Consider the following 15,944-nt stretch of genomic DNA (forward strand, 5'->3'; position numbering starts at 1 on the left):
ACATGGAGCTCATCGACACCACCGCAGGCGAAGTCGTCAAAGGACTAACCCGTGCTCAACACAACGCCGGAGGTTCCTCCGGCCTAGCTCTGAACTTGGTCGTGTTGGCCTCCGAAGACCAGCGTCCGCAACTCGAAGAAGCCGCTAAACAGGCGGCGCAGGAACACCCCTACCGACTGCTCATTGTCTTCCCACGCGATTTCGACGCCCCCCAGCCACGGTTGGACGCGGAGATCCTCGTTGGAGAAAGGTTGGGTCCGTGCGAGGCGGTACTCATGCGACTCGACGGTCCCCTGATTAAACATGCCGCATCGGTGGTCATGCCGCTGCTAGAGCCAGATGTGCCCGTCGTGACGTGTTGGCTCACCGACCCGCCAGAGTGTGCGGCGGAGCATCCACTCGGAGCGGTAGCCGATCGGCGCATCACTTATTCGGCACTTGCCAGCGATCCCATTGGCACTTTGAAGAACCGGGCCCGTGACTATTCCCCCGGTGACACTGACATCTGCTGGACTCGCATCACCTACTGGCGCTCCTTGATCGCCAGCGCGTTCGACAATGTCACCTCTGAGGTCACTCATATCCAGTTGAAAGCGCTCGATAGCGACCCTTCGGCGCAGCTCATGGCATCGTGGCTGCATAACCGGTTGAACGTGAAGCCCGAAATCGTGGATACGGATGTGGTGCGCAATGGTGAGCACCTGCCCGGTATTGGCGAGGTGACCTTCACGCTAGAGTCGGGCGACCATATTTGTATCACCAGGCAGGCTGACGGGCAGACGTTCCTCAAGCAAGTGGGTTTCGCTAAACGGCAGTTGATCCTGCAGGGGCGTAGCCTGGGTCAGCTTTTGGCAGAGGAGTTGCGGCACATGGACCCCGACCGGGCTTTTCATGACACTTTGGAGCAGTTCGCATATGACCGGGGGGTGCGCCTCGCATGAGCGCCCCTTCGTTGGTTATTCACCCCACCCAACAAGTCTTGGTTCACGGTGTCGCCGGACGGCTCATTAACGCGTTGGCGGATGCGCAGGCGCGGCGCGGTGAGGCGTCTGTGGTGTTGACGGGCGGCCGGGTGGCCGCGCAGGTGTACGCGGCGGTGGCGGCTTCCCCGGCACGCGACGCGGTGGATTGGGCGCGAGTGCATTTTTGGTGGGGCGACGAGAGGTTCGTCCCGGCCGGGGATGAGGATCGCAATGAGATCGGGGCGCGGGCCGCGCTGCTCAACGCTTTGCCGGTCGATCAGAGGAATGTGCATCCGATTCCGGGCCAGGGCGCGTTTGCTGACCCCCAGGAGGCTGCCGCGCATTATGAGTCGGAGCTAAAGCGGGTCGGAGAGGGCGACTGGCCGACGTTTGACGTCTTGCTCTTGGGTGTGGGAGAGGACGCGCATGTGGCCTCGTTGTTCCCACATCATGAAGCTTTGCGGGTCGTTGAGCCGGCGGTGTTGGGTGTTCACGGTTCTCCCAAGCCTCCACCGATGCGGGTGACGTTGAGCCTGGGTGCGATTAATTCGGCGCGTGAGGTTTGGCTGGTGGCTTCGGGCCCGGGCAAGGCTGACGCGGTGGCTCTGGCGTATGGGTCTGTGATGGGCTCGAGGCAGGCCAGTGTGGAGGAGGCGCCCGCCAGCGGGGTGCGTGGCACGGAGGCCACGCGGTGGCTGTTGGACGCGGCTGCTTCGGCCCGGCTTTCCAGCGAGTGATCGGGTCAGTTCTCCGGCCAGGTCGTTGTGGGGGTTTCGCTAGTCATCAGGGTGTGTCCCAACGCGAAGAGAACGAGGGTCCACCCAATGGCTACAGCGATCCCCAGTATTGGGGCTAGGGCCGACACGGGCGCTTGTTCGCCTGGCATTGACGACACCAGGTTTAGCGGCGAGCAACCAACCCAACTGCTGACGTGGTCGAATACCAACGGTTTCAGAGCCTCGATCAGCACTTTTCCTCCCACGGTCGCGATGACACTGTTTCGACGTCAATCGCTTTGCCATTGCAGACACAACGACATCATTATGACGTCAATAACGAGTCTACTTGGCCGCCTAGGTAGTTCGCAGCTTGCACCCAGCCCAAGCTCAGGTTGGCACATCCGGTCGCGCACCGTAGTGACATCACTGCTCACCCAGCGTTGTGTCTAAATCCGCTGAGGCGTCCACGATGCGCAATAGGGGTGGCCCAAACATCTTGGGCCACCCCTATTCGCAGCCTGACGGCTGCCCTAGTCACGCACTCGCGCGCAGCTCACCTCGGGCCGCGGCTCGAGCGGCTAGCGCCTCGGCCAGGATTTCCTCCGCTTCTTCTTTCGAACGTCGCTCCATCACGTAGGCCAGATGGGTCTTGTACGGGCGGGATTCACGCCGCCCCGGGGGATTCTCTTCATCAAGACTGGCGGGCCAGCCGCACCGCCGACAATCCCATTCGAGCGGAAAGTCAGCGTTCAACGCGAACGATCGAGAGGTCTCGTGGCCGTTGGCACACCAGTAACTCACGTGCTGGCGCTCGACCGGCCGCCCGCGCTCGCTCATGCTTTCGGGGCCCGCGCCGACGCGAGTTCCCCGAATCGCTTGTCCATTTATCATTTGGGGCGAAACTCCTCACAGAGGGATCTACTGTGGGTTGTTCTTTGGTTGCGGCGTGGGGTGCCGCATACGTGATTTTATGACGCATTGCACAATAAGAAAAGTAAAGCTCGAAACTTTCTAACTTTATGCGGTTATGAGCCCGTACGGTGTCACCGGCGCGAAAGCCACCCAAATGGGGAATACCTCTTTGCCGATATATCTCTATTGATCCCACGACATAAAAATACTCCGGCCCCTAGTGGGAAACCGGAGTTACGTTTGCGTCGTCGCCGCACGCGCGGCGGCACAGCCTCAGCTCAGTACGCGCAGCACCAAACCGAAAGCCAAAACCGCGGCAAACCAGATGATGCCAATGCCGACGGTGAATCGGGACAAGTTCCGCTCAGCCACCGACGAACCCGACACCGCCGAGGACATACCGCCACCAAACATGCTGGACAGACCGCCGCCCTTGCCTTTGTGCATAAGCACCAACATGATCACAAGACCGCTGGAAACAAGCAGAGTCAACAGCAATGCGTACGTCACTACAGTCATCATGGCTGCTGGGGGTTCCTCTCGACTTTGGCACATGAACGGGCCGATCGGCGATCAAACAATATCGCATATTCCACGACCGGGCGTCAGTCTAACTCACCGCAGACGAAGACCATCGGGCGCATCACACCCCGACCGGGCCGTCCGCTGCGGCAGAATACCCGCAGACTAGGTCGAACCAATGTCCGAAACATGCCACGGGCCTGGTTGATCGCGTTGTTGTAGAGGTGGTGAGCACCTGAAATCCTCACCACCTCTACAACAACGCCACGGTTCTGATCGACTACGACTGGCCGACCCGCAGATCAACCAATGTGTTCGGGGAAGCGAACAATAGTGGTGAAGTCGTCGGCATTGAGGCTAGCCCCACCCACGAGAGCACCATCGATGTCGTCCTGACTCATGATCTCGGCGACGTTGGACCCCTTCACCGAACCGCCATACAGCAAACGGACCGATTCGGCGACATCGCCAAAGCTCTTGCGCAAGGCCGCACGCAAGGCCGCGATGACCTCTTGGGCATTCTCGGGAGTCGCGGTACGTCCCGTGCCAATCGCCCACACAGGCTCGTAGGCGACGACAACCTTGGCCACTTCCTCGGCGCTGAGACCATCCACCGCTGCCAAGAGCTGTTCAGTCGTATGTGCCACGTGAGTTCCCGCTTCACGAACTTCCAGCGGTTCTCCCACACACAGGATCGGACTGATACCTTCCGCCAACGCGGCCCGGACCTTCGCCGCGACGACCTCATCGGTTTCATTGTGGTACTGGCGGCGTTCGGAGTGCCCCACGGTCACATAGGTGCAACCCAACTTCGCCAACATGGAAGCCGCGATCTCACCCGTGTAGGCACCCGAGGCGTGACGGGACACGTCTTGAGCCCCGAAACCGATCAAGTAACGGTCACCGTCGATCAGCGTCTGCACACTGCGAATGTCGACAAATGGCGGTAGCACCACCGTCTCCACTTTCTCCAGCTGCTCAGGTGTGAGGCTAAATGCCAACTTCTGCACCAAAGCAATCGCTTCGAGGTGGTTGAGGTTCATTTTCCAGTTGCCAGCGATCAGCGGCCGACGCGAAGTTTCACTCATGGTTACTCATCACTCTTTCTCCAGTGCGGCAAGGCCCGGTAGCGTCTTGCCTTCCAGGTACTCCAGGCTGGCCCCGCCACCGGTTGAGATATGGCTGAACCCGTCCTCGGGCAATCCCAATCTACGCACGGCGGCGGCGGAGTCTCCCCCACCTACCACCGTATAGGCCGTGGCGTCCACGAGGGCCTGTGCGACCGTCTTGGTTCCCACCGCATACGAGGGGAATTCAAACACGCCCATCGGTCCGTTCCAAAACACCGTCCGCGCACCCGCGATCTTCTCGGCGAAGATGGCGGCAGATTTCGGGCCGATATCCAGCCCCATACGGTCGGTCGGAATTGCCGTGGCGTCAGACACCTGTGGGTCGGAATCCTCGGCAAAGCTCGTGGCGTTGACCGAATCAACCGGCAGAATTAGCTCGACACCGCGTTGCTCGGCCTCCCGAAGGAATCCCCGACAGCGTTCAATCTGGTCCTTTTCCAACAAGGACGAACCGACCTCGTGCCCTTGGGCCGCCAGAAAGGTGTAGGCCATACCGCCGCCGATGAGCAGCGCGTCAACCTTGCCCAGCAGGTTCTCAATGACAGCCAGCTTGTCGGAGACCTTTGATCCGCCAAGGATGACAACGTAGGGCCGCTGCGGGCTACCCGTCAAATGATCTCCGAGAACTCGGACTTCCTTTGCGACCAGCAGGCCCGCATAGGCGGGCAACAGCTCCGCCACGTCAAAAACCGAGGCGTGCTTGCGATGCACCGCCCCGAATGCGTCATCGACGTAGACATCGGCCAGCGCTGCCAAAGCAGTGGCAAACGCGGATCGTTCGGCGTCGTCTTTGGAGGTCTCACCTGAGTTGAAACGCAGGTTCTCCAACACGAGAACGTCGCCATCGCCCACCGCGTTGGCAGCTGCCTCGGCGTTGGTGCCCACAGTTTCGGTCACGAAGTTCACGGGGTGTTCCAGCAGCTGGCCCAATCTGGAGGCAACGGGTGCCAACGAAAATGCTGGTTCCGGCGTGCCCTTGGGTCGACCGAGGTGAGAACAGACAATGACGCGAGCCCCGGCTTGGGCAAGGGCGGCGATGGTGGGAGCGACGGCCCGGATGCGGCCGTCGTCGGTAATGGTGGTGCCGTCGAGCGGAACGTTAAGGTCGGCGCGTACCAGTACGCGCCGACCCGTGACGCCCTCGGCCAAAAGTTCGGCGAGAGTCTTCATCTGTGAATTCGGTTCCTACGCCGCAACCAGCTTGACGAGGTCAACCAGACGGTTGGAGTAACCCCACTCGTTGTCGTACCAGCCCACAATCTTGACCTGGTTGCCGTTAACACGGGTCAGACCCGCGTCAAAGATGCAGCTGTGCGGGTCGTTGACGATGTCGGAGGAGACGATCGGGTCCTCGGTGTACTTGAGGATTCCGGCCATCGGGCCCTCGGCGGCGGCCTTGACGATCGCGTTGACCTCTTCGACAGTGGTCTCACGACCGGCTTCGAAGGTGAGGTCGGTGGCCGAACCGGTCGGGATCGGCACGCGCATCGCGAAGCCGTCGAGCTTGCCTTCCAACTCCGGCATGACCAGGCTGATCGCCTTGGCGGCTCCGGTCGAGGTGGGGACCACGTTGACCGCGGCCGCACGAGCACGGCGCAGGTCCTTGTGCGGAGCGTCTTGCAGGTTCTGGTCCTGCGTATAGGCGTGGATGGTGTTCATCAGGCCCTTTTCGACACCAATGACATCGTGAAGGGCCTTGGTCATCGGGGCCAGGCAGTTCGTGGTGCACGAAGCGTTGGAAATGATGGTGTGCTTCGCGGTGTCGAATTGGGAGTCGTTGACTCCCATGACCACGGTGATGTCCTCGTTCTTGGCCGGAGCCGAGATGATGACCTTCTTGGCGCCGCCGGCAACGTGGGCCTTGGCCTTCTCGGCGTCGGTGAAGAAGCCGGTGGATTCGATGACAACGTCGACGTCGAGCGACGACCAGGGTAGATTGCCGGGTTCACGCTCGGCGAACGCCTTGATGGTCTTGTCGCCGACGGTGATCTCACCGTCTCCAGCGACTACCTCGTACGGGAGGCGACCCAAGATCGTGTCGTATTTCAGCAGGTGGGCGATTGTGTCTGTATCACCTAGATCGTTAAAGGCGACTACTTCGACATCGGCATCCGAAGCGAGAACCGCCCGGAAGAAGTTGCGGCCAATGCGGCCAAAGCCGTTTACACCAACGCGGATGGTCACTGCCCATCTCCTCGCAGAATCGATAAATCATGTGCTGGACTGAGGTCACCGTCAAAGTCGATATTGGACTCTTTCGGCAGCCTCGAACGCGATTCTGGACTCCCCCAAAACGGGCGACTCGGAACAGATCGCGCTGTTCGGCCTCGTCGCCGAGCTTGACTCGACCCTACCCAGGCTGTATCGCGCAGCTCATAGGTGGGCCCGCTGTGATGATGTCACACTCACAGCGCCAACGGGTAGTTAGTGCGGCCTGCGCCACATTTGCTGTCGCGACAACCGGGGCCTACTGATCAGTAATAACGTGGGGGATCGTGGACAACGCGAAGCGCCATCGCCCATGAGAAGACATCACCGCATACAAGACGCCCCACGCCATCGGGCATGACCATCCGCCTGTGCCGGAGCCGGCCTAGGCAACCATCATCTCTTCAGAAACCGCCTCATCTGGCCCGGGAATACCCGAGTCTGCCGCCCGTTTCGTCGCCATATTGATCAAACGGCGAATCCGTCCGGCGATAGCGTCCTTCGTCAGCGGAGGGTCTGCCAACGCTCCCAGTTCTTCCAATGAGGCCTGACGATGGGCCAGCCGCAGTTTTCCAGCGGCGACCAAGTGCTCCGGCGCTGTATCTCCCAGAATCTCCAGCGCCCTGGTGACCTTCGCCGCGGCGGCCACCGCCGCCCGGGCGGACCGACGTAGGTTGGCGTCATCGAAGTTGGCCAGCCGATTCGCCGTAGCTCGAACTTCGCGGCGAACCCGACGCTCCTCCCAGGTGAGAACCGAGGAATGCGCGCCCAAACGGGTCAGCATCTCACCGATGGCATCACCGTCACGAATCACGACCCGGTCGACCCCGCGCACGTCGCGGTTCTTGGCGGTAATGCCCAGTCGACGAGCTGCTCCCACCAACGCCAAGGCGGCCTCGGGGCCAGGGCAGGTCACCTCCATCGAGGAGGAGCGGCCCGGTTCGGTCAGCGACCCGCGGGCGAGGAATGCACCACGCCAGGCAGCTTCGGCGCAGCAGGGAAACGAGCCGACCACGTGGGCGGGAAGGCCTCGCACCGGGTAGCCGCGTTGATCGGTCAAACCGACCTGGCGGGCTAGGGCCTGCCCGTCAGCGATGACGCGCAAGACGTAGTGGCTGGTGCGCCGCAACCCAGCGGCAGCCAGTATGTGGATCTCGGAGTCGTAGTTGTACAGATTGGAGATCATCGTCCTGGTGCGCCGGGCCACCGAGCCGACATCGAGCTCAGCCTCGACGACCACCTTGCCGGTAACTAGATGCAGTCCACCGGCAAAGCGGAATATCGCTCCCAGCTCAGCGCGCTGACAGCAGTTCTTCGGGCTGGTCACCCGGCTGAGTTCGTCCTTGACCGCAGCGGTCATCGCCATAGATCAGCTACCACCTTCATCGTGAAGCAAATTGCCCAGCACTTTGGCCAGCGCTTGTGGGTCGTGGCTCGTCGAGTCGGCGGCGACGCGGCCCAAGACCAGCTGCGCTGACAGCGATTGTGCCGCCTGGTTCAACGACCGAGCTTCGTTCGAGCAACGGGTATCGTCCGCAATGACGTAATGAAATCGGACACCTGAGGCAAAATCCGCCAGGGCCTGCAGATGCCCGGGCAAGCTTAGGCCCGTGGTTTCGTTCTCCTCGGCCAGATTAACCACGACGGCCCGGCGGGCGGAGGCGGCCTTCACCGCATCTCGAAGTTTGGGGAGTAGCAGGTGGGGAATGACACTGGTGTACCAGGAACCGGGGCCGAAAATATGCCAGTCCGCCTGGCCGATGGCCTCTTTGGCCTCAGGGCAGGGTTCGACGTCGACGGGAGTGATGCGCAGGCGGTCCACGCGCCCGGGATTGACCGCGACGTTGTGTTGGCCATGAATGACGTGATCGGCACCGTTGAGGCAAATGTCGGCCTCGATGTCAAGACGCTCGTTGGCCATGGGGAGAATGCGGGCGCGGCACCCCAGCGCCTCCGCCGCCCGATCCAGTGCCTCCACCGGGTTGGGGTAACGCTCCAGCAGCGCGGTCAGGATGATGTTGCCGACGGGATGACCGGCCAGGAAGTCGGTGCCTTCGAATCGGTGACCGAAGACTTCGGTCAGGGACACCCTAGTCGGGTCGGCAGTGGCGATGAGGGCTTTACGTAGGTCACCGGGGGGAAGCACCGGCCGCGTGGCACGGATCTGCCCGGAGGACCCGCCATCGTCGGCGACGGTGACCACGGCGGTCAGGTCAATGTTGTCAAGACTGGACAGTGCGGTCAGGGAGGCGGCCAGTCCACGACCGCCCCCGAATGCCACGACTTTGGTGGGGCGCCTCATTCACGCCCCAGATCGCGGTGGTGGGTGTGGGCCGGAATGCCGATGGTGTCGAATCGTGTGGCCAGCTCTTCGGATATGGCCACCGAGCGGTGTTTGCCGCCGGTGCAGCCGATGGCGATCGTCATGTGACGTTTTCCTTCCCGTTCGAATCCTTCAGTGGTGGCGCTAATGAGCCGCTGATAGGTGTCGAGGAACGGTTCCGCCGATTCCTGGGAGAGGACGTACTTGGACACTTCGGCATGTTGACCGGTGTGTTCGCGAAGTTGGGGAACCCAGTGTGGGTTAGGCAGGAATCGTACGTCAGCGACGAAGTCGGCGTCTAGTGGGATGCCGTACTTGAATCCAAAAGACATGAACAAGATCTGCACCGGCGCTTCAGAGCGATCGACAAAGGCGTTCTCGACCCGGGAACGCAGCTGATTCTCGTTTAGGTGCGTGGTGTCGATGAGAGTATCGGCAGCTAGGCGGGCTGGGGCGAGGATGGCGCGTTCGGCGGCGATGCCGTCGGCCAGCAGGCCGTCTGACTGGAGAGGGTGGGAGCGGCGCACCTTCTTATAGCGTCGGATGATGACGTCGTCGTCGGCGTCCACGAAGACCAGGTGTGGCTTGTAGCCAGCTTCGCGCAGCTGGTCGATGACGCCCATCAGGTCGATGGTGAAAGCGTGCGAACGCACGTCTAGCACAATCGCGGTGCGGCGCGTGGCCGGGTCGTGGCTGGCCAGTTCGGCCATCTGGGCCACGAGTGCCTCAGGCAGATTATCGACCACGAAGTAGCCGATGTTCTCCAACGCGCGAGCCACGGTGGAGCGGCCACCGCCGGAGATACCAGTGACGATGACGAGGTCTAGGTGAGAACGGTCCGTTTGGCCGCCCCCATGCGATTCGGAAGTGGTGGCACTATGCGACATGGCGTTCATTATCCCCGTTTATGCGAGTGTTTTCAGCGACTGGCGGCACACTCAGCACAGCGAGTGTGCGCCTTTGTCCCCGGAATCGAGAGGTCGGATCGGTTTCGTTTCCCGCAGACGCCTCCGCGAATTTGAGCCGGGCCACCTACGGCCACGTGTAGACGCGGTGGAGGAGCTCACGACCAGATTGAACTGGACATAGGCGTGGCCCGAGGTGGTCTCGGGGCCAATGGTGAGGAGTCTATGCGGACCAAAAACAGCCCTCAGCAGCCGTGGGCTCCCGTTTGACATAGTGCACCTTAGAGCTCCTATCAGGTTTCTCTTCCTACTGCGGTGGAGTGATGTCGCGCCTGGCCGCGTTGTCGGCCCTTGCCCATACCCGCTGGGTATGAACAAGGGCCTCCGCCTCGCCACGCACTGACAGCACACCATCCTCGCCACGGAAACAAACCTGATAGGAGCTCTTATGGTCACCGAATCCTACGAGGAATCCTGGTCGTCCTGTTCCTGTTCCACCAGCTGCTCTGCCAGTGAGTGTTCCTCACCATTGGCCGGTGTCGCCGCATTCGCCGCAGAGGTATCGCCAGTCCGGCCGTCATCTGCGCCATTGTCAGTTGACTCCAACGCCAGGTGCTGGGCGATCGTTCCCGCCAAGCGGGGCCCAATACCCTCGACTTCCTGTAGTTGGGCGACGTCGGCTCGCCGAATTTGTTTGACCGATCCGAATCGCTTCAGCAAAGCCTTCCGTTTCGAGGGCCCCAGCCCAGGTACTGAGTCCAGAGCCGATGTCTTCATACGCTTACGTCGCCGGGAACGATGCAGCGAGATCGCGAAGCGGTGGGCCTCGTCGCGAAGGCGTTGCAAAAGGTAGAGGGCCTCAGAGGAGCGGGAGAGGATGACTGGGTAGTCATCACCGGGCAGCCACACTTCCTCTAGCCGTTTGGCCAAGCCGGCTAGGTGGACGGTATCGACTCCCAACTCGGTGAAAACCGCGTCCGCGGCGGCGACTTGCGGTGCTCCCCCGTCGACCACGATCAGCTGCGGAGGATAGGCGAAACGCTTCTTGTCGGTGTTTTCCATCAGCTCGCCGTCCTCGATGACATGCCCGGCCTCAACCGAGGCTTCGTCAGGTGAACCGGCGGGCTGGTCGCCCAAGCGTTTGAGCCGCCTCCGCAGCGTCTCTTGCAACGCGGAGAGGTCGTCAGTGCGTTCGCCCTTGATGACAAAACGGCGATACTCGCTCTTACGGGGGAGCCCCTCTTCGAACACGACCATCGAGGCCACAACGTCACTGCCGTGAGATTGGGACACGTCATAACACTCGATCCGCAGCGGCGCCTCCGCCATTTCCAACGCCTCGCCCAATTCCTCCAACGCTTTCGATCGCGAGGTCAGGTCAGAGGCTCGCTTGAGCTTGTGTCGTTGCAAGGCTTCTTCGGCATTGCGGCGCACAGTGTCGGCCAGCGATCGCTTGTCTCCGCGTTGCGGTACCCGCAAGACGACCCGGGCACCTCGTTTCTCCCGTAGCCACGAGGAGAGCGCCTCGGCATCGTCGGGCAAAGCTGGGACGAGAATTTCGCGCGGGAGGTCGTGAGCTGCCTCGGCGTAGAACTGGCTAAAGAAACTCTCCACGATCCCGGCCTCCCCCAGCGGCTCTGGTTTGTCGATAATCCAACCACGTTGGCCCCTAATGCGGCCGTTGCGCACGTGGAAAACCTGAACGGCCGCCTGTAGGTCGTCGTCGGCCACGCCGACCACATCGCAATCGGTGTCCTCCGACAGCACGACCACTTGTTTTTCCAGCGCCTTGTCGAGGGCGGCCAAATCGTCGCGAACTCGGGCGGCCTTCTCAAACTCCAGGTTCTCAGAGGCCTCCTGCATCTGGGCGATGAGACGCTTGCGTACCGCTGAGGTGTTGCCTCCCAGGAAAGAACAGAAATCGTCCACAATGGCACGATGTTCGGCCTCGGACACTCGTTGCACGCAAGGAGCCGCGCACTTGCCGATGTCGGCCAACAGACACGGCCGCCCCATGCGACGGGCTCGCTTGAACTCGGAGGGCGAACACGTCCGGGCGGGAAAGACCCGCAACAGGGAGTCGACCGTGTCGCGAATGGCCCACGCGTGCGAGTAGGGCCCGAAGTACCGCACGCCTTTCTTGCGATCCCCGCGCATGACCTGGATGCGTGGATATTCCTCGCCGAGGGTGACCGCGAGCCACGGATAGGATTTGTCGTCACGATAGACGACGTTGAATCTTGGATCGTAGTGTTTGATCCAGGTGTATTCCAGTTGCAGTGCCTCTACCTCGGTCGACACCACAGTCCATTCGACGCTGCGAGCCGTGGTCACCATCCGACGGGTGCGCTCGTGCAAGGAGTCGAGGTTGGCGAAATAGGAATTGAGCCGGTTGCGTAGGTTCTTGGCCTTACCCACATAGATCACGCGGCCGTCGCGGTCGCGGAAGCGGTAGACGCCCGGGTCGGTGGGAATGGTTCCTGGCGCAGGACGGTAATCGACACTCACCTTTACCAGGTTAATCCGTTGCCCTGACAAGTCCGGGGCACGGTGCCGGGGTCGATTCGCCGGATATGGGCGCCTCCGACTGTGGGTGGGAGCGCGGTGACACCTCTCATGCCAGAGTCCCCCCGCGAGGGCAGGGCGGTCATCCCGGAGGGGGACGGAAAGTTAGTTCCAGTGAGGGAGGTGATCAATCGGGCACTCTCATAGCCTTAGGTGCATGAGGAAACGAACGGTATTGACAGCGTTTTTGGCGACCAGCCTCCTGGCCGTCCCCGTCGCCGCTCACGCTCTAACACCCCAAGACCGGCTCAACTCTGACTATCTTGACGACGCACTGACCGAACTACACGACACCGGGCTCGACGCCGTCATCGCCGAAGTGCGACTTGGTGACGAGATCTGGGCCGAGGCGTTGGGAAGTCGCGACATCCACGGGCTGACCGACGCCGAACCGACCGACCGGTTCCGCATCGCCAGTCTCACCAAGTCGATGGTCGCCACGATCATCATGCAGCTGGAGGCCGAGGGCAAGCTCGACCTTGACGATCCGGTACAGAACCACCTGCCGGACCTGTTGCCCTATGAGGACGACATCACTGTGCGCCAACTGCTGCAACACACCGGCGGGCTCGGTGATTACGGCGCGAAGATCTACAGTGGCCTCTTCGAGACCGGCGACCCTCAGTCCCTGCGCGACAACATGTGGACCCGCTACTCCCCCGAACAGCACGTGTCTCTTATCGCGGGTGACCCGCTGCTGTTCGAGCCGGGAGACGCGTGGGCCTACTCCAACACCGGTTACTCGGTGCTGGGACTGCTGATCGAACACATCGAGGGCGAGGCCTTGGAGGACGTCTTCGACCAGCGCATCTTCGAGCCGCTGGGTTTGGAGGACAGTTACTTGGCCAAGCAGAACCACTTCTTCATTCGGGGAACGAGTCTGGACGCGAAGATCATCTTCAACTCCGAGGACGATCCCTATGTGGACACAACGGGTCTGTCGTTCTCCCAGCTGTGGGCTGCTGGCGGGGCGGTGTCAAACCCAGGCGACGTCAACGCCTTCTATGCGGCTCTCAGCGACGGAACGCTCGTGACCGAAGAGCAGTTCGCCGAAATGCTGGACACGGTCGCGACGAGTCCCGAGAGGCCGGAGTACGAGTATGGCCTCGGTCTCAGCACCGTGGCGCTGAGCTGTCCCTCATTGCCGGACGGCGTGGTCTACGGCCATTCCGGCGGCGGGCTCGGACACGTGTCCTATTCGCTGCACTCTCTGGACGGCGAGAAGCAGGTGACCGTCGCGTGGAACACCGATGACGGGATGGCTCCGCTCGACGGGCTGGAAGAGGCGATCTACGAGATGTTCATCGTCAGCCTGTGCCACGAGGACGTCAACAACCTCGACGTCGAAGCCATGGCCGCAGAGCTGGCCGCCGAACAACCGCTACTGAATCAGGTGCACGACCACCGGTAGCGAACGACTTCTCTGGAGGGTAGAGAAGACTGGCACGGTGGAGTAGCAAGCGCTCCATCACGCCAAGAGGAAGGGCCCGGCCGTATGGCCGGGCCCTTTTCCCACGGTCTCAGTTGAAACCCGCCTCGATCATGACGGTGGCCATCAGCCCGTCGACCTTTTCGGGTGCCATGCCTCGGTCGGTGAACCAGCGCCCGATATTGACCACGTCGCGACGCAGAAACTCCTGGCCCTTCGGGTTCAAGTACAGGTCGACGATCTGCGGCAAATCAAACAGGTACAAGCGACCCTCCCAAACGCACGAGTTATAGGCCGACAAGTCTCCGTGCGTATAGCCTTCGCGCACGATCGTGACCATGTCGTCGGTCAGCTGTTCCCACAGGCTCTTCAGTTCAACGGGGTCGGGACGCAATTGCTCCAGCCGTGGGGCGGCCTCGCCGTTGTCATCGCCGATGAACTCCATGATCACTTCGGTGCCGAAGACCTGTACCGGGTAAGGCACCGAGACACCGGCCTGCCACAACAACTTCAGGGCGTCGAATTCAGCTACCGACCAGCGGCCCGAGGAGACGAGCTTCCCGAAGGACGTGCCCTTCTTGATAGCCCGCGCCTGACGCGAGCTTTTGATACCGCGCCCCGCCACATAGTCCTCAGAGCGGTTGAAGTGCGAGTGATGGGCAGAACGATAGCGTTTCGAGGCCAACAGGCATCCGGGTTCGCCCGGAACAGCTCGCTGAATCAAAAAGACGTCGGCCTCCTTGCCGGTCTTAAGGACTCCGAGTTCATAGTCGACCGCTGCCAGTTCGGTGACCAGCCACGAGGGACGCGGTTCGGGCCCCTTCTCCAAGGGCTCCGACTGGTCCCAAATGGACCACCGATCGCCTTCGGGAGGACGGCCGTCAGCAACCTCTTGCTCGACAATCTCCGAAAAGAACGAACGGTAATACTCTTCGGTCTGCGCGTCATAAAGAGAAGCGTCAGCCTTCTTACGTTGAGATTTTTGATGTGAACGCATCCGGTGTACGGACATAGCGGTCTCTTCGTCGCGGTTCTTGCGCGCCACGATAGGTACTCCTCTGGGGAAAATCCCAGCGGCAGATGCGCGCGCTGATGAGCGCGGTACCTCAGAATGAGCAGGGACAACGGCCCCGCAGATCAGACAATGCTGTTTCAGAGAGTGTTGTTAGTTCTGCCGCTGAGAGGGAAAATGGACGGCTGCCGAACGGGCAGCCACAATGACGGTCATCATCGGTCTATCCCTCCTTCGTATCGCGGCTGGAGACTCGCAAGCCCCATAGAAAGCACGGTGTTGTGAATACACCCTCGCGCCAAAGCGCGAAATCGTCAATAGTCTGTCAGTGCTTCCAAGCAGACGCAAGCTATTTTCCGGCCACGGCCGGAAAATGTGTCACGCTAGCCGATCGCCGTGGCCAGAGCGCTGCGCATCTGTGCTACCGGGGCGTCCTTGCGTCCAGTGAACAACTTCCACTGCCGAACGGCCTGTGCCAGCAACAACTCGTGGCCGGGCAACACCAAACAACCGGCTTCCTCTGCCTTCGCCGCCAGCGCTGTGGGCCACGGGTCATAGACCACGTCGAAAAGTACGCCAGCGGGATGCCACGTGATTTCCAGGTCGTCGGCCACCCCTTTGGGAACGGTGGAAATGACGATGTCGGCCTCACCTGCGGCCCTAGCCTCGTCCCATGTCGCGGGGTGCAACGGCAGGGCCAGCGCCTCGGCGGCGGGCTTTAGTTCATCGATCGCGGCCTCACGGCGGGCGTAGACGGTGACGCCGACGGCTCCAAGTTGAGCGGCGGCCCCGAGAGCTGCCCGGGCGGTTCCGCCAGCTCCCAGGATTGCGACCCGGCCCCCGGCGCATACGCCCGCCTCGGCTAGGGCGTCGACCAGGCCCGCGGCGTCGGTGTTGTCGGCGATCCAGCCTCCCTCGTGACGCACCAACGTGTTGGCCGCTCCCAGCAGCCGGGCGATGGGTCGAACCTCGTCAGCCACGTCAAGGGCTACTTCTTTGAGCGGCATGGTCAGGGAAAGCCCGACCCACTCCGCGCCCAGCCCGGCGACGAAGGAGGCGAGTTCGTCCTCGCTCACTTGGTGCTTGTCGTAGCTCCAGTCGATCAATCCGGCGGCGGCGAAGCCCGCGTTATGGATGACCGGGGACAGCGAGTGAGCGATGGGTGAGCCGAGGACTGCTGCTCTCATGCGTTACTGGATTCCCTTAAGCGAGTGCGGACAGGTTTTGCACGTGGGCGCGGTGGCCGACTTCCTTCAG

The 15,944-nt window shown here is 61.7% G+C and carries 14 protein-coding genes; 3 read left to right on the forward strand and 11 right to left on the reverse strand.

The genetic code is table 11. The features are described 5' to 3' along the window. Window positions 1–2 precede the first annotated feature (2 nt). Both JQS30_RS08510 and pgl read left to right on the forward strand, forming a co-directional pair. Window positions 3–941, forward strand: coding sequence for a glucose-6-phosphate dehydrogenase assembly protein OpcA (locus tag JQS30_RS08510; RefSeq protein WP_213169866.1), 939 nt, complete (start codon window positions 3–5; stop codon window positions 939–941). Next, the gene (pgl, locus tag JQS30_RS08515) at window positions 938–1,699 is read left to right on the forward strand and encodes a 6-phosphogluconolactonase (RefSeq protein WP_213169867.1); all 762 of its coding nucleotides are present in this window, start codon (window positions 938–940) and stop codon (window positions 1,697–1,699) included. The genes JQS30_RS08510 and pgl overlap by 4 nt, the downstream gene beginning before the upstream one ends. A gap of 516 nt (window positions 1,700–2,215) precedes the next feature. Here the strand turns inward: pgl and JQS30_RS08520 are convergent. The 9 genes from JQS30_RS08520 to uvrC form a co-directional block, all read right to left on the reverse strand. Beyond that, the gene (locus tag JQS30_RS08520) at window positions 2,216–2,572 is read right to left on the reverse strand and encodes an RNA polymerase-binding protein RbpA (protein WP_213169868.1); all 357 of its coding nucleotides are present in this window, start codon (window positions 2,570–2,572) and stop codon (window positions 2,216–2,218) included. 294 nt (window positions 2,573–2,866) lie between these two features. Next, window positions 2,867–3,112 (reverse strand): preprotein translocase subunit SecG, encoded by a 246-nt coding sequence (gene secG / locus JQS30_RS08525; RefSeq protein ID WP_213173020.1) that lies wholly within the window; start codon window positions 3,110–3,112, stop codon window positions 2,867–2,869. A 305-nt stretch (window positions 3,113–3,417) separates the two neighbouring features. Continuing rightward, complete coding sequence (gene tpiA, locus JQS30_RS08530) at window positions 3,418–4,203, reverse strand: triose-phosphate isomerase (protein WP_213169869.1); 786 nt, start codon at window positions 4,201–4,203, stop codon at window positions 3,418–3,420. A gap of 9 nt (window positions 4,204–4,212) precedes the next feature. After that, window positions 4,213–5,415, reverse strand: coding sequence for a phosphoglycerate kinase (locus JQS30_RS08535; protein WP_213169870.1), 1,203 nt, complete (start codon window positions 5,413–5,415; stop codon window positions 4,213–4,215). A gap of 15 nt (window positions 5,416–5,430) precedes the next feature. Beyond that, window positions 5,431–6,429, reverse strand: a complete 999-nt coding sequence (gene gap, locus JQS30_RS08540; RefSeq protein WP_213169871.1) for a type I glyceraldehyde-3-phosphate dehydrogenase — start codon at window positions 6,427–6,429, stop codon at window positions 5,431–5,433. Window positions 6,430–6,838: 409 nt separating this feature from the next. Continuing rightward, a complete protein-coding gene (whiA, locus tag JQS30_RS08545; protein ID WP_213169872.1) occupies window positions 6,839–7,819 on the reverse strand; it encodes a DNA-binding protein WhiA in 981 nt (326 codons plus the stop codon). Window positions 7,820–7,822: 3 nt separating this feature from the next. Further along, window positions 7,823–8,755: a gluconeogenesis factor YvcK family protein gene (locus tag JQS30_RS08550; RefSeq protein ID WP_213169873.1), complete on the reverse strand. Its 933-nt coding sequence runs from the start codon at window positions 8,753–8,755 to the stop codon at window positions 7,823–7,825. After that, window positions 8,752–9,663, reverse strand: a complete 912-nt coding sequence (gene rapZ / locus JQS30_RS08555; RefSeq protein WP_213169874.1) for an RNase adapter RapZ — start codon at window positions 9,661–9,663, stop codon at window positions 8,752–8,754. The genes JQS30_RS08550 and rapZ overlap by 4 nt, the downstream gene beginning before the upstream one ends. A 480-nt stretch (window positions 9,664–10,143) precedes the next feature. Continuing rightward, on the reverse strand, window positions 10,144–12,189 hold the full coding sequence (gene uvrC / locus JQS30_RS08560) for an excinuclease ABC subunit UvrC (protein WP_246497829.1): 2,046 nt from the start codon (window positions 12,187–12,189) through the stop codon (window positions 10,144–10,146). Window positions 12,190–12,403: 214 nt separating this feature from the next. On the opposite strand from uvrC, the gene JQS30_RS08565 reads away from it, so the two are divergent. Continuing rightward, window positions 12,404–13,657 carry a serine hydrolase domain-containing protein gene (locus JQS30_RS08565; RefSeq protein ID WP_213169876.1) on the forward strand — a complete coding sequence of 418 codons (1,254 nt, stop codon included), beginning with the start codon at window positions 12,404–12,406 and terminating at the stop codon, window positions 13,655–13,657. Window positions 13,658–13,766: 109 nt separating this feature from the next. Here JQS30_RS08565 and JQS30_RS08570 read toward each other — a convergent pair whose 3' ends face one another. Next, window positions 13,767–14,720 (reverse strand): serine protein kinase RIO, encoded by a 954-nt coding sequence (locus tag JQS30_RS08570; RefSeq protein ID WP_213169877.1) that lies wholly within the window; start codon window positions 14,718–14,720, stop codon window positions 13,767–13,769. A 350-nt stretch (window positions 14,721–15,070) separates the two neighbouring features. Continuing rightward, a complete protein-coding gene (locus JQS30_RS08575) occupies window positions 15,071–15,874 on the reverse strand; it encodes a shikimate dehydrogenase (RefSeq protein ID WP_213169878.1) in 804 nt (267 codons plus the stop codon). Window positions 15,875–15,944 lie beyond the last annotated feature (70 nt).

Source organism: Natronoglycomyces albus, assembly GCF_016925535.1.
GTDB classification, from domain to species: Bacteria; Actinomycetota; Actinomycetes; order Mycobacteriales; family Micromonosporaceae; genus Natronoglycomyces; species Natronoglycomyces albus.